Origin of the sequence: Bacillus sp. 3255 (genome assembly GCF_031456485.1) — a bacterium.
Lineage (GTDB): Bacteria > Bacillota > Bacilli > Paenibacillales > NBRC-103111 > Paenibacillus_E.
Genome location: NZ_JAVDUS010000019.1, coordinates 151623 through 165057, shown reverse-complemented (window position 1 = coordinate 165057; position 13435 = coordinate 151623). Strand labels below are relative to the sequence as shown.

Annotated in this window: 14 protein-coding genes, 1 tRNA gene and 2 riboswitches; of the genes, 11 read left to right on the top strand and 4 right to left on the bottom strand. The window is 52.8% G+C overall.

From position 1 onward, the window contains the following. Positions 1–282: 282 nt before the first annotated feature. The 4 genes from J2X61_RS26345 to tadA form a co-directional block, all read right to left on the bottom strand. Positions 283–606, bottom strand: a complete 324-nt coding sequence (locus tag J2X61_RS26345) for a hypothetical protein (RefSeq protein ID WP_310192051.1) — start codon at positions 604–606, stop codon at positions 283–285. 177 nt (positions 607–783) lie between these two features. Continuing rightward, a complete protein-coding gene (locus J2X61_RS26340) occupies positions 784–1839 on the bottom strand; it encodes a tyrosine-type recombinase/integrase (protein WP_310192048.1) in 1056 nt (351 codons plus the stop codon). Between the two features lie 174 nt (positions 1840–2013). Next, positions 2014–2087: transfer RNA gene (locus tag J2X61_RS26335), tRNA-Arg, on the bottom strand. A gap of 47 nt (positions 2088–2134) precedes the next feature. Further along, positions 2135–2623 (bottom strand): tRNA adenosine(34) deaminase TadA, encoded by a 489-nt coding sequence (tadA, locus tag J2X61_RS26330; protein ID WP_274473159.1) that lies wholly within the window; start codon positions 2621–2623, stop codon positions 2135–2137. A gap of 299 nt (positions 2624–2922) precedes the next feature. Beyond that, positions 2923–3010: riboswitch (cyclic di-GMP riboswitch) on the top strand. A 91-nt stretch (positions 3011–3101) separates the two neighbouring features. On the opposite strand from tadA, the gene J2X61_RS26325 reads away from it, so the two are divergent. The 11 genes from J2X61_RS26325 (at position 3102) to J2X61_RS26275 (ending at position 13001) form a co-directional block, all read left to right on the top strand. Next, positions 3102–3836, top strand: a complete 735-nt coding sequence (locus J2X61_RS26325; RefSeq protein ID WP_274473133.1) for a PilZ domain-containing protein — start codon at positions 3102–3104, stop codon at positions 3834–3836. Between the two features lie 79 nt (positions 3837–3915). Continuing rightward, positions 3916–5016 (top strand): redox-regulated ATPase YchF, encoded by a 1101-nt coding sequence (gene ychF / locus J2X61_RS26320; protein ID WP_274473132.1) that lies wholly within the window; start codon positions 3916–3918, stop codon positions 5014–5016. A gap of 33 nt (positions 5017–5049) precedes the next feature. Then, positions 5050–6126 carry a peptide chain release factor 1 gene (gene prfA, locus J2X61_RS26315; protein WP_274473131.1) on the top strand — a complete coding sequence of 359 codons (1077 nt, stop codon included), beginning with the start codon at positions 5050–5052 and terminating at the stop codon, positions 6124–6126. Positions 6127–6140: 14 nt separating this feature from the next. After that, positions 6141–7010 (top strand): peptide chain release factor N(5)-glutamine methyltransferase, encoded by an 870-nt coding sequence (prmC, locus tag J2X61_RS26310; protein ID WP_310192045.1) that lies wholly within the window; start codon positions 6141–6143, stop codon positions 7008–7010. 250 nt (positions 7011–7260) lie between these two features. After that, a complete protein-coding gene (gene spoIIR, locus J2X61_RS26305) occupies positions 7261–8016 on the top strand; it encodes a stage II sporulation protein R (RefSeq protein ID WP_274473128.1) in 756 nt (251 codons plus the stop codon). A 28-nt stretch (positions 8017–8044) separates the two neighbouring features. Then, the gene (locus J2X61_RS26300) at positions 8045–9112 is read left to right on the top strand and encodes an L-threonylcarbamoyladenylate synthase (RefSeq protein ID WP_396135506.1); all 1068 of its coding nucleotides are present in this window, start codon (positions 8045–8047) and stop codon (positions 9110–9112) included. A gap of 63 nt (positions 9113–9175) precedes the next feature. Beyond that, positions 9176–9736, top strand: coding sequence for a manganese efflux pump MntP (locus tag J2X61_RS26295; protein WP_274473126.1), 561 nt, complete (start codon positions 9176–9178; stop codon positions 9734–9736). 45 nt (positions 9737–9781) lie between these two features. Next, positions 9782–10378 (top strand): low molecular weight protein arginine phosphatase, encoded by a 597-nt coding sequence (locus J2X61_RS26290; RefSeq protein WP_274473125.1) that lies wholly within the window; start codon positions 9782–9784, stop codon positions 10376–10378. Between the two features lie 62 nt (positions 10379–10440). Next, a riboswitch (ZMP/ZTP riboswitch) is annotated at positions 10441–10521 on the top strand. Between the two features lie 102 nt (positions 10522–10623). Then, positions 10624–11082, top strand: coding sequence for a ribose 5-phosphate isomerase B (gene rpiB, locus J2X61_RS26285; RefSeq protein ID WP_274473124.1), 459 nt, complete (start codon positions 10624–10626; stop codon positions 11080–11082). A gap of 18 nt (positions 11083–11100) precedes the next feature. Continuing rightward, a complete protein-coding gene (locus tag J2X61_RS26280; protein ID WP_310192040.1) occupies positions 11101–11706 on the top strand; it encodes a TIGR01440 family protein in 606 nt (201 codons plus the stop codon). 44 nt (positions 11707–11750) lie between these two features. Next, positions 11751–13001, top strand: a complete 1251-nt coding sequence (locus tag J2X61_RS26275; protein WP_310192039.1) for a serine hydroxymethyltransferase — start codon at positions 11751–11753, stop codon at positions 12999–13001. Positions 13002–13435 lie beyond the last annotated feature (434 nt).

Genomic DNA, 13435 nt, shown 5'->3' with positions numbered 1-13435 from the left:
GGGGGTACGTGTATAAAAGTTGCATAACGGTCTCCTGGCCCAGTTAACGACGGGCTATTTACGCGGATGCATACGAATGCATAAACGGTTAATCTTATGCGATCGTCAAGAATGGCGTAGCGGTGCGGGTTGCGGGCGGCTAGTGACGGCACACAGTTTCATAGACTGTTGGTGGTGCGAGTGCATACGTATGCAATGAATCGTTAAAATCCGTATCCCCCCAAGGCTATGGCATAAAACGCTCGTGCCAGGCGCCAGAACAATCAGAAAACAGATTTTAACTCAGGGAGTAAGGGCGAAGTCTCCTTTTTTCGCAAGTATCGCATTCTCCAAGTCCTCGTTTATTTTTATTTTTATACGATAATCCTCATTTTCTTTTCGTATTTTTTCTAAAACTTTGTCTATTGGGTCCTGATATCCGGCTTTTGTTCTGCCCATCTCGATAATTAGCGGTATTTGTTCCTCGGAAATTAGCCAATGGCCTCGATCATCGGTTTCAAAAACGACTCCCTTTTTATCAAGTGTTCTAATTCGCATACGGACAGTGTCACCCTTTAACCCGTAATCGTTGGCGACATCTGCAGGAGTAAAAAATTTTGAGCTCATTGGTTAACATCTCCACTTTCGTTTTTAATTACGTAATATAGCCGCGAACAAACTGTGTGTCAAGTAAAAATACTTGACGCAAAAATACGCAATTTAACGCATTCTTTACGCGATACAACGGGCTTTGACGATAAAAACGCTAACCCTATACGCAGGATTAGCGCAATCATTTACGTACTATTTTCGCTTTCCAACGCGCGTCATTCCGAGCTTTGCGATCGGGCTAAACTGCGCGTGTTGCTCGCGTATGTTCTCGTCATTCAGTTTAACGTACCGCCGCGTAGTCTGAATCGACGAGTGCGCTACGATTCTTTGCGCAGAAAAGACGTCGCCGCCGTTTAACAGGAACTGCGTTAAGAAATACGAGCGGAATTGATGCGGAGACACCTGGAGCTCACCGTAAATACCGGCCTTAACCGCGTGCTCCCGTAACCTTTTCCGAAAGTGATCCGCTTTTAGGGGTTCTCCGTAATTGGCAAGGAAAACGTGCTCCACACCTTTACCGAAATATTTCAGATTTTCGTTCATTAACGCAGCCACTTCGCGAATAACCTCGGCCGATAACGGTACAGTCCGCGGCTTTCTATTCTTATTCATCCACGCAGGCAGATGCACACACCGCGTTTTAATATCGATAAACTCCTTCGTTAATCTTAGCGCCTCATGTATCCGGAATCCTCCGTCAGCTAGCAGTAATATAAGCGTTCTATCGCGCAATCCAGCGTATGTTTCGGTGTTCGGGGCTTCAAGTAGGCGCCTAATATGATCGTCGCTAAACGTCGCTTTATCCTCATTATCGAACCGCGGCTGTTTAATATTCTCCACAGGATTGGCCTTTATTAACTCCTCTCCCGCGAGAAAGTTAAACATAGTACGTAAGTCACGCAATCTAAACGCAATCGTATACGGGGATAACCCGGCCTCTTTTTCTCTGTTAGTAACGCCGGCATACTTCGTTTTTGTACTCATGTGAATAACGTATTCGCGGATCATTGCCGGAGTTATCCCGCTAATCTCATTAACATGTGGATAAGCGGAATCAAACCATTCGCGGAAATACCGCCAGTGCGATACGTAGCTTCCCAGCGTCCTCTCACGCATACCCTCCGACTTTTTCGCGCTATAGAATAAATCGAACGCTTCCTCTAACCCGTAACCCTTCGCGATCGTCTTCGCTGCCTTACCGATATTACCTTTAACCACCGATTTCCCTTTTCGCGGATCCTCACGCACAAAAAAAACCTCCTACGTCTACCGTAAGAGGTCGCATAAATCCGATATGATCGCGGTGAATTAAGACATACAGTCTCGTCCATTTTCGCGTATATACTGTGTGCCTTGCGAAGGCCTGTCCGTGATATTCAACGTCTAGCAAACGTTGATCTACCGCGGTTTTAAAAAACGTGACGCGCCCGATACGATTCGAACGTACGACCTACAGTTTAGGAAACTGTTGCTCTATCCTGCTGAGCTACGGGCGCATAGCAACGTTTATTTTAACACGGATGCTTTGCCCTGCGCAACGTGGCTATTCCTTGCCCCGCAGCTTGCGGAAAAATTGCGTCAGCATCGTCGCGCACTCGGACTGCAGCACACCGCTGACCACATCGACCCTGTGGTTAAACCGGTCCTCCTGCAGGAGGTTCATCAGCGTGCCCGCGCAGCCGGCCTTCGGGTCGGTCGTGCCGTAGATGACCTGCGGGACCCGCGCCTGCACGATCGCGCCTGCACACATCGGGCAGGGCTCCAGCGTGACGTAGAGCTTGCAGTCGAGCAAGCGCCATGCCTGCAAATGCTCGCTTGCCTGCTTAATTGCAATCATCTCCGCGTGAGCAAGGGGATCGAGCGTCGTTTCACGGAGATTGTATCCGCGGCCGATAATTTGGCCTTGATGGACGACGACGGCGCCGATCGGGACCTCCCGAATCGCCTCGGCTTTGCGCGCCTCTTCAATAGCCGCCCTCATCCACCGGATATGCTCATGCTCGCTTTCACTTTCACCTGTAGAACCTGTTATAGGTTCATGTTCCAGATGAGCACCCGGCTCGTTAACACTTTTATTTTCATCCACAAAGGGACACCTCGCCAAAAAAAAAGATTTATCCACATGTGCATAAAAAAACGAACAAATATTCGTTGTTAACAACCTGTGGATAACAATGTGTATAACTCGAAAAATTGTGGATATGTGATTCTTTAACATTCTTACACTATATACCGCTTGTATGCAAGGGATTTTGTTGATCATCTAGGCAAACGTCAGTATAATAAGAAATATACATAGGTCTTTTTGACCAATTTAGCGACTAAAGTATGATTCGATAATGGCAAACTTGCCGAAAGGCAAGGACGCAAAGCCGTGGGTCTACCGTTCCGAAGGAACTATGACAGCCAGGTTACCGGCAATCAAGCTTTTTTAGGTTTGCGGTAATAGGCTGTCCCCGGCAGAGGGGCGGTCTATTTTAATTTCATGGCGGAACGGAGGGTTCCAGAGGGTGAGTACCAGAGCAAAAGAAGGCAAATATTATGGCGGCAAGGAGGGGTATGATGCCGATGTCATGCTTGAAAGCAAGGCGATGCTGAGCAAGGAGGACTATGTGGCCACGGGCGTGCTGACATACGCGCTCGGCGACATTATTGAGGTGGAGCTGACGGAATACGACAAGTTTGCGCTTGGGGACAAATGCAAAATGACCGTCTACACCAAATCCGGATTGTTCGTAATGGAAACCGCGGTTGTCGCCAAGGAGCAGGGCTCCGTCATCGTGTTGAACCCACCGGAAAACCGCAAGAAATTTACGGAGAAAAGGGAATTTCCCCGCGTGGATGTGAAGAATGAGGGTTTGCTCTTCGCCCTTCAGGACAAAAACAGAAGAGATAAACATCGGTTCGACGACCCAATCCGATTCGCGATCCGCAATATTTCTGTCAATGGATTAGGGTTTACCATTCCTGAGAATACGATGCTGGAGAAAGTGATCCAAAAGCAATCTCGACTCGAAGTGGAGCTGATTCTGGGTTTCCTGGTCCCCTGTACCATGGAGATCGTCCGCCAGGAAAAGACGAATGAGGGCTGGTATTACGGAGCGAGCTTCGTCCGTATCCCAGATGCGAAAACAAACGCGCTGCGCGGCTTTATTTTAAAAAATCAGATCGAAACCTACTTCGTTCAGAAGCGGGAAAATGAGACGAAAAAAGCACTGGAAAAAAAGTCTGCGGCGAATCAGTAGCCTTCAGGCTTTTTTTTGCGTTCCAAGTACTATATAATAAGAAGGATGAGTTTCTATAAATTAAGGAGTTGTAACTACAATGGCTTTGAAAGCAGGTATCGTCGGTCTACCGAACGTAGGAAAATCGACATTGTTTAATGCAATTACACAGGCGGGCGCAGAGTCTGCGAACTATCCGTTCTGTACGATAGATCCGAATGTCGGGGTAGTTGAAGTGCCGGACGAGAGATTGCACAAGCTGGTAGAGATGATTGTCCCTAAGAGCATTGTTCCAACAGCCTTCGAATTCGTGGATATCGCGGGTTTGGTGAAGGGCGCGAGCAAGGGCGAAGGGCTTGGAAATAAATTTCTGGCGCACATTCGCGAAGTGGATGCTATTGTGCATGTTGTCCGTTGTTTTGAGGATGATAATATTACCCACGTTTCCGGTAAAGTCGATCCGATCGGCGATATCGAGACGATTAATCTCGAATTGATTTTGGCCGACATTGAGTCCGTCGAGAAGAAAATCGAGCGCTCCCGCAAAAACCTGAAAAGCGGCGACAAGAAAGTTGCGGCCGAGGTTGAAACGCTGGAACGCCTCAAAGAAGTGCTCTACAACGATCTGCCTGCGCGCAGCATCGAATTGAGCGATGACGAGAAGCTGTTGATTCGTGACCTGCACTTGTTAACGATGAAGCCGGTGCTGTATGCCGCGAATGTGAGCGAGAGCGAAGTCGCCAACGCGGACGAGAATCCGTACGTGAAATTGGTTCAAGAATACGCGGCGAAAGAAAACAACGAGGTTGTTTCAATCAGCGCCAAGGTTGAATCCGAAATCGCCGAGCTCGAAGACGAGGAAAAAGCGATGTTCCTGGAAGAGTTGGGACTTCAAGAGTCCGGCTTGAATAGATTGATTAAAGCGGCTTACCGCAAGCTTGGCTTGTACACGTACTTCACAGCCGGCGTGCAGGAAGTAAGAGCCTGGACGATCCGCAAAGGAACGAAAGCTCCGCAAGCGGCAGGCGTTATTCATACCGATTTCGAGCGCGGATTCATTCGTGCCGAGGTCGTATCCTACACGGATCTGGTTGCAGCCGGTTCAATGAATGGCGCGAAGGAGAAGGGCCAAGTTCGCCTGGAAGGCAAAGAATATGTCGTCAACGACGGCGACGTTATGCATTTCCGTTTCAACGTATAAGGCAATTACAAATCAAGAAAGGAGTGATCCTCTATGTTGGATCGACTTCAGTCCATTGTGGACCGCTACGAGAAATTAAGCGAGCTGCTGTGTGACCCGGATGTAACGAGTGACACGAAGAAGCTTAGAGAATATTCGAAGGAACAATCCGATCTTCAGGAAGCCTACGATGCTTATAATGAGTACAAAAGCGTAACACAACAGCTCGCAGACGCGAAAGCGATGCAGAACGAGAAGCTGGATGATGAAATGCGCGAAATGGTCAAAATGGAGATTGAGGAGCTGAGTGAGCAATCCGCTAAGCTGGAAGAGCAGCTACGGGTGCTCATGATGCCGAAAGATCCGAATGACGACAAGAACGTCATCGTGGAGATTCGCGGTGCGGCAGGCGGGGACGAGGCTGCGCTGTTCGCGGGCGATCTCTACCGGATGTATACGCGTTATGCGGATGCTCAAGGGTGGAAAACGGAAATTCTTGATGCTTCCGTGAACGATTTGGGCGGATTCAAAGAGATTATTTTCATGATCACGGGGAAAGGCGCCTACAGCAAGCTCAAGTTCGAGAGCGGGGCGCACCGTGTACAGCGTATTCCTGTAACGGAGTCCGGCGGACGTATTCATACGTCCACGTCGACGGTTGTCGTCATGCCGGAAGCGGAGGAAGTGGAGATTGTCATTAACGACGCGGATATTCGCGTTGATACGTTCTGCTCCAGCGGAGCGGGCGGTCAGTCCGTTAATACGACCAAATCCGCCGTTCGAGTGACGCACGTGCCGACGGGGATTGTGGCGACGTGTCAGGACGGGAAATCGCAAAACTCCAATAAGGAGCAAGCGCTTCGCGTACTGCGTGCGCGGATTTCCGACAAAATGCGTGAGGAAGAGGAAGCGAAATACGCGGGCGAGCGTAAGAGCAAGGTTGGAACAGGCGACCGTTCGGAACGGATTCGCACGTACAACTTCCCGCAGAGCCGGATTACCGATCACCGCATCGGCTTGACGCTGCACCGCCTGGACACCGTGCTGAACGGGGACATGGGGGAAATTGTGTCAGCGCTCACGATTGCCGCACAATCGGATGCTTTGGATAAAGGGGAGCAGGCGATGTGATGCCGACTGCCTCGATGACGATTAGAGAAGCCTATGCAGAGGCTTCTTCTTTTTTAGGGAAGCTGGGCGTGGCGGAGGCCGCTTCCTGCGTGGAGCTGCTGCTTCAGCATCTGCTGGGCTGCAGCCGGACGGAACTGCTGTTCCGCTTCCAGGAACAGTTCCCTGCCGAGCTGGCGGATTCATGGCGCCAGCTGGTGGAACGGAAGGCCGCGGGCGAGCCGGTGCAGTACATTACCGGCGAGCAGGATTTCTACGGCCTTCCGTTCGCGGTAAGCCCGGCCGTACTGATCCCGCGGCCGGAGACGGAGCTCCTCGTGGAGGCGCTGCTTCACGAGGGCTCGCGTTTATTCCCGCAAGGCGCTCCGCTGCTTGCGGATGTCGGCACCGGGAGCGGTATCATCCCGGTGACCGTCGCTCACGCGCGCCCGAATTGGCGCGTGGCCGCCAGCGACATCTCCGCGGCAGCGCTGGAGATGGCCCGCGCGAACGCGCAGCGCCACGGAGTGGCTGCGCGGGTGACGTGGCTCGAGGGCGATCTCCTCGAGCCTTATATCGAGCGCCGGATCGCTCCGGATATACTGGTGTCCAACCCACCGTATATCCCTGATGGCGAGCTCCCGGCGCTGATGCCGGAGGTGCGGCTGTACGAGCCGCACACAGCTTTATTCGGCGGAGCCCTCGGGCTGGACCTCTACCGCCGGATGATTATGCAGCTGCCGCAGCTGCCGCAGATCCCGACCGTGGTCGGGTTCGAGGTCGGCATTCGGCAGGCGGAGGCTGTGGCGGCGATGCTGCGGGCCGCCGCCGAGTGGGAGGAGATCCGGTTCGTGCCGGATCTGCAGGGCATTGATCGCCATGTGTTGGCGATTCGGGCGCGGGAGTAGGGGGGCCTGCTCGGAGCCCGTGTGCGAGTCCTTGTTAGGGTCCCTTGTTGCCCTAACGGACTGAGCAGCCGCTAATGCCGGTTTGCACGGCTCGTCAGTCCGTTAGCGGGTATCAAGCTCCAAGCTCCATTTCATTTCTCCCAAATCTATCTACTCTATCAACTATAAATTTTAATAGATTGCTAGGTTTAGCCTCTCCTCTTTTTGCCTATACTGGCTAGTAGAAGCGAAGGGAAAGGGGCTATTCCTCATGGTAAAAAGAACGGAACGCCATTCATATAAGAGTTTATTATTAGTTGCTTTTGCACTTATTGTGATGATCGCTTGTTGGGAATCGAATCGTACGAATGCGGCGGTAGTTTCCCCTGTCATTCCGGAAGAATCCATTCGCCTGCGCATTCTAGCAAACTCGGATTCCGCACAGGATCAAGCATTGAAACGCGAGATTCGCGATGCCATTATCGCGCGCATGCAGGAGTGGGTTGTGGGCCCGCAATCGCTGGAAGAAGCTAGAGCGGTTGTGACCGCTCATTTGCCTGAGTTCGATGCGCTGGTCGGACAAATGATCGAAGAGCGGGGTTACCGTTATACGCACACGGTCGAGCTGGGCCAAGTGCCGTTTCCGACGAAAATGTACGGCAATCAAGTATATCCGGCAGGCGATTACGAAGCGCTTCGCGTGACGATCGGCAGCGGGGAAGGACAGAATTGGTGGTGCGTGTTGTTCCCGCCGCTGTGCTTCGTAGATTCCGTATCGGGTGAAGCAGTGGCAGCGGCAGCCGTTGTCACGAAAACCGAGCAAGCAGAAGCGCCTGCAGCAGCTAAAGCAGGCAAAACGGCCGAGCCTTCAGCGAAGCCGTCCAAGGAAGCGAAAGCGGATGGGACAGCCAAACCGGCGGCGGATTCCGCTGACGCTAAGCAAGCGAAGGAAACGAAGGACGCTCAGCCGGAGGTTAAATTTTTCGTCTGGGAAATGGTCAAGAAAGTAGTCAGCTGGTTCAGTTAATCATTAACTTAGAAGTAAGGATGATCATATCGTGACAACATACTGGAGTGTGGAACCGGGCACAGGAGAGAGATCCACGGCCCTCATAGAAGCGGCGGCTATGCTGCGGGACGGGGAGACGGTCGCTTTCCCGACGGAGACGGTATACGGGCTTGGCGCCGATGCGACGAACACGCGTGCGGTGGAACGCATATTCGCAGCTAAAGGAAGACCTTCGGACAACCCGCTAATCGTCCATATCGCAGATCCGGAGCAGCTCGCAGGACTCATCGATCCGGCGTCCCTCACGCCTGACCACCGAATGCTAATGGACACGTTCTGGCCTGGTCCGCTAACCATCGTGCTGCCTGTACTTACAGGCAGCATTTCGCCGTTAGTGACGGCGGGATTAACGACGGTAGGCATACGAATCCCCGACCATCCCGTTGCTCTGGAGCTGCTTCGGGAAACCGGCCTCCCTATCGCCGCACCTAGCGCCAATAGCTCCGGCAGACCGAGTCCGACGATGGCCTCTCATGTTCGCGACGATCTGGACGGCCGCATCGGCGGCATCGTGGACGGCGGAGGCACCGGGGTCGGGGTGGAATCGACAGTGATCCAGCTCGCAGACGGCGAGTTATATATACTGCGCCCCGGCGGCGTGACGGCGGAGCAGCTCCGCTCTGCGCTTCCGCATGTCCGTGTGCATGATCAGGAGCGGGAAGAGGTGCGGGCCGCCGAAACGCCGCGCGCGCCAGGCATGAAGTATACGCATTACGCCCCGAAGGGATATATGCATATCGTGTACGGTGAGGATTCGGAAGCCGTGGCCGCCTGGATCCAAGAAGACGTCCGCGCTGCCAAGGAGAGAGGGGAGTCAACCGGTATTCTCACGTATGAAGAGAGAGCCGGGCGATTCCAGGCCGATCTCGTCATTGCCTGCGGCTCGCTGGCCGAACCGGAAACGATTGCTCAGGAGCTGTATGCTGCGTTGAGGCAATTCGATCAGGAAGGCATCCGGTATATTGCCGCAGAGGGCTGCCCGGAGACGGGGATTGGCCATGCCATTATGAATCGGCTGCGTAAGGCTGCCGGTCACCGGCTTGTACGCGTTTAGCTAGCATGATTCCCTGTTTGTCCGCATATCTTGGAGAAGAAAGCGGACAAGGGGGAAAGCAAGATGCTGGGGACTGACGTTGAATTAGGGCAACTGATCACAATACTCATTATGGCGGTTGCTTTGGGGCTGGATGCTTTTTCCTTAGGGATCGGCATCGGTATGAAGGGCATTCGCTTGCTCGATATTCTGAAAATCAGCATCGTGATCGGTATTTTCCATATCATCATGCCTCTGATGGGCATGTTCATGGGACAATATGTCTCGCTGCTGCTTGGCAATGTCGCCACTGCGGCGGGGGGCTGTCTGCTTATCCTTCTGGGCTCACATATGGTATATAGTTCGGTTCGCGGAGAAGAAGCGGTTTCCTTCGATCATCGAACGCTCTGGGGGCTCACGATTTTTGCGCTTAGCGTCAGTATCGATTCTTTCTCCGTAGGAGTCTCATTGGGCATGTTTGCGACGGATATCCTGCTGACCGTGTTTGCATTCGGTTTGTTCGGGGGGCTGCTCTCCATTGCGGGTTTGCTGGTTGGACGACGGGTCAACGGCTGGGTCGGGGAGTACGGCGAGGCGTTCGGCGGATTGATTTTGCTCGCGTTTGGGATCAAGTTTTTGCTATGATACAATAGAAGAGGTAGAGACGAATTAACGGAAAGTGAGGGGTTCATGTTGCGAATTCTATTTGTTTGTACGGGAAATACGTGCCGCAGTCCGTTAGCCGAAGGTTTGCTGCGCATTCGAGTGCACGAAGAAGGACTAGCGGCGGAAGTTCGTTCAGCCGGTGTATCTGCGGTAACGGGCGCTCCCATTTCCCGGAATAGTGCATCGCTGCTGCAGGAGGCAGGTTTCAAGGAAGACATTCGTTCGTTAGCGATTCAGGAGTCCGAGGTGCAGTGGGCCGATCTCATTCTGACGATGACCACGGGGCACAAACGGTCGGTGATTCAGCGGTTCCCGGACGCCGTAGACAAGACGTTCACCCTCAAGGAATACGTAGAGGACGACGACCGGATCCTACAGGCCATCGAAGAGAGGGAGCGGCTGGTGACAGAGCTTCAGCTCAAACGGGCGCTATCCCAAACTGTAACGGTGGAAGAGAGAAACCGCATTTATACGCTTGAAGATGAAATTCCCGACTATGACATTTCCGATCCGTTCGGCGGCTCCTTGGAGGTTTATCGGAAGACGGCGGAGGAAATCAGCCGGAGTTTGGATAAATTGGTGCAGAAGCTTCGCGAAGGCGGAGAAGGTCCGAAAGCCTAAGAATGGCAGCAGGATACATCTTTACACCTCGGTCAGAATGCGATATGATGAATATATCAATCAAGACTCAATGTAACTGGCGACGAGTGGGATTAACCACAATGGAGCATTGAGCTATACGGCCGGTCGCCTGGGCAAAAGAGCAACGCGCTATTTCTAGCGTGTTCGCTCTTTTTTTCGTTTTCTGGTGGACTTTGGGATATAATAGGATGGTCGAATTCGAACAAGCAAAGGAGCGTTTTTACATGAAAATTGCCTTAGGTGCGGATCATGCTGGCTATCGTTTGAAAGATGTTATCATTCCTTTTATTGAATCATTAGGTCATCAGGTTATCGATTATGGATGTAATTGTGCGGATTCGGTGGATTATCCGGATTATGCGCTGCAGGTTTGCGAGCAAGTCGTATCGGGAGAAGCCGATAAAGGGATCTTGATCTGCGGAACGGGCATCGGTATGTCCATTGCCGCCAATAAGGTTCCTGGTATCCGCTGTGCCTTGGTGCATGACCTTTTCTCCGCGAAAGCGACACGTGAGCACAACGATACGAACGTGCTTGCGATCGGCGAGCGGGTCGTAGGGCCCGGTGTGGCGGAGGAAATCGTGAAAATTTGGCTGGAAACCGAGTTTTCGCAAGGCGAACGCCACCGGAATCGCATTAACAAAGTGCAAAGCATCGAAGATCGCTTCGCGATTCATCCTTAAGCAGGAGCGGGTGAGACGATGACAGACTCCATTCTTCACACGGTTGCAGAGGGCGTGGAAACGAATCTTCGCGAGTTGGTCAAGGTGGGAGGTCTTCGGCCGGGCCACATTCTGGTTATTGGAACGAGCACGAGCGAGATTCTCGGGCATCGGATCGGCACGTCGGGGACACTCGATGCAGCGAAGCCGATCTTCGAGACGGCGCAGCGCATCAGCCGCGAGTTCGGGCTGCACTTGGCTTATCAGTGCTGCGAGCATTTGAACCGCGCGCTCGTGATCGAGGAGGAGCTCTTGGCGATCTCCCCTCAGCTTGAGCCTGTGTCGGTCATCCCGGTGCCTAAGGCCGGCGGCTCGATGGCATCGTACGCGTACCGCCACTTCGCCAAGCCGGTCGTTGTCGAGACGATTCAGGCGCACGCCGGCATCGATATCGGCAGCACGTTGATCGGCATGCATTTGCGCAGGGTTGCCGTACCGGCCAGACCGCCCGTACGAAATATCGGCCACGCTTATGTGACGATGGCGTTCACCCGTCCGAAGCTGGTCGGCGGGACGAGAGCCGTTTATACATCTGAGGCTGCAGAGCAGTTGTATCGGCAAGCCGCGCCGGATGCGGATTGCTAGGGTTTTATTTTAGACAAAAGATTATCTTATAGGAGGAGTTCCATATGACAAACTTTTTGAGCAAGCAAGATCCGAAAATCGTAGAGGCGATGAACCTCGAGCTAGGCCGTCAACGCGACAAAATCGAATTGATCGCTTCGGAAAACATCGTGAGCCAAGCCGTTCTTGAAGCGATGGGCACGGTGCTGACGAACAAATACGCTGAAGGCTACCCGGGCAAAAGATACTACGGCGGCTGCGAGTACGTAGACATCGTGGAAGATATCGCCCGCGATCGCGCGAAGGAGCTCTTCGGCGCTGAGCATGCGAACGTTCAACCGCACTCCGGTGCGCAAGCCAACATGGCTGTTTACTTGGCGGCATTGAACCCTGGCGACACGGTGCTTGGGATGAACCTGGCGCACGGCGGTCACTTGACGCACGGCAGCCCTGTTAATGCATCCGGTATTCTGTACAACTTCGTTGCTTACGGCGTAAGCGAGAAAGATTTCCGCATCGATTACGACGATGTACGTAAAGCGGCATTCAAGCATAAGCCTCGCATGCTCGTTGCAGGCGCAAGCGCGTATCCGCGCACTATCGATTTCGAATCGCTGGCTTCTATAGCTAACGATGTAGGCGCTCTGTTCTTCGTCGATATGGCGCATATCGCAGGTCTGGTAGCTGCCGGCTTGCATCCGAATCCAGTGCCTCACGCACATTTCGTAACGACAACGACGCACAAAACGCTTCGCGGTCCTCGCGGCGGTATGATTCTTACGCGCAAAGCGTGGGCGGCGGCGATCGATAAAGCCGTATTCCCTGGTTCCCAAGGCGGACCTTTGATGCACACAATCGCTGCGAAAGCCGTTTCCTTCGGTGAAGCGCTGCAGCCGGAGTTCAAAACTTACGGTCAGAACGTGATCAACAACGCTCAAACGTTGGCAACAGCGCTGACAGCGGAAGGCATTAACTTGGTTTCCGGCGGTACGGACAACCACTTGATGCTGGTTGACTTGCGCAACCTGAACATCACCGGTAAAGATGCCGAGCACGTGCTTGACGAGATCGGTATTACAGCGAACAAGAACGCGATTCCTTTCGACCCGACCAGCCCGTTCATCACAAGCGGTATCCGTCTGGGTACGCCGGCTGTAACTTCCCGCGGCATGGGCGAAGAAGCGATGAAAACAATCGCGAAAGTCATCGCTTTGACTTTGAAAAGCCCGAAAGACGAAGCTGTGCTGGAGAAAGCTCGCGGCATGGTGAAAGATTTGACGGCGCAATATCCGCTATACCCAGGTTTGACATACTAATCAAGGAAAGAGCAGGGGATTCCCTGCTCTTTTTTGTCCGCCTGCTAACGGACTCTAATGGACAGTAGAGCCGTTATTTAAGGTTTTCGGCCTATATTGTTGTTGTAACGGACTAGAGAACCTCTATTTGCGGAATTAAAGCCTGATCGGGAACATTTTGGGTAAAATAGCGTCATCTGAGTCCGATAGGGTTAATTTTGCCCATGGAAATCGTTGAATAGCGGCGTCTCAGTCCGTTAGAAGCGGAGGAATTCCAAACGAACGGAGTGTCGTATCGGAAGATGGCGTTCGCTCGTGGGTCTCTTAAATACGAACAAAAAGCCTGGTCATGGATGACCGGGCTTTTTCATATGGACACTATCCCTATGGTGCAGGAAACAGCGGCAAGCCGCCAAATAGCACGCGGCCCGGTAATGGAAGAATTACGGCGGGAA

What these genes read in the sequence shown, in the direction of transcription:
- prmC (WP_310192045.1), top strand. Translation starts at nt 6,141, where the DNA reads ATGACGATTAGAGAAGCCTATGCAGAGGCTTCTTCTTTTTTAGGGAAG.
- J2X61_RS26345 (WP_310192051.1), bottom strand. Translation starts at nt 606, where the DNA reads ATGAGCTCAAAATTTTTTACTCCTGCAGATGTCGCCAACGATTACGGG.
- spoIIR (WP_274473128.1), top strand. Translation starts at nt 7,261, where the DNA reads ATGGTAAAAAGAACGGAACGCCATTCATATAAGAGTTTATTATTAGTT.
- rpiB (WP_274473124.1), top strand. Translation starts at nt 10,624, where the DNA reads ATGAAAATTGCCTTAGGTGCGGATCATGCTGGCTATCGTTTGAAAGAT.
- J2X61_RS26295 (WP_274473126.1), top strand. Translation starts at nt 9,176, where the DNA reads ATGCTGGGGACTGACGTTGAATTAGGGCAACTGATCACAATACTCATT.
- J2X61_RS26290 (WP_274473125.1), top strand. Translation starts at nt 9,782, where the DNA reads ATGTTGCGAATTCTATTTGTTTGTACGGGAAATACGTGCCGCAGTCCG.
- ychF (WP_274473132.1), top strand. Translation starts at nt 3,916, where the DNA reads ATGGCTTTGAAAGCAGGTATCGTCGGTCTACCGAACGTAGGAAAATCG.
- J2X61_RS26275 (WP_310192039.1), top strand. Translation starts at nt 11,751, where the DNA reads ATGACAAACTTTTTGAGCAAGCAAGATCCGAAAATCGTAGAGGCGATG.
- prfA (WP_274473131.1), top strand. Translation starts at nt 5,050, where the DNA reads ATGTTGGATCGACTTCAGTCCATTGTGGACCGCTACGAGAAATTAAGC.
- J2X61_RS26280 (WP_310192040.1), top strand. Translation starts at nt 11,101, where the DNA reads ATGACAGACTCCATTCTTCACACGGTTGCAGAGGGCGTGGAAACGAAT.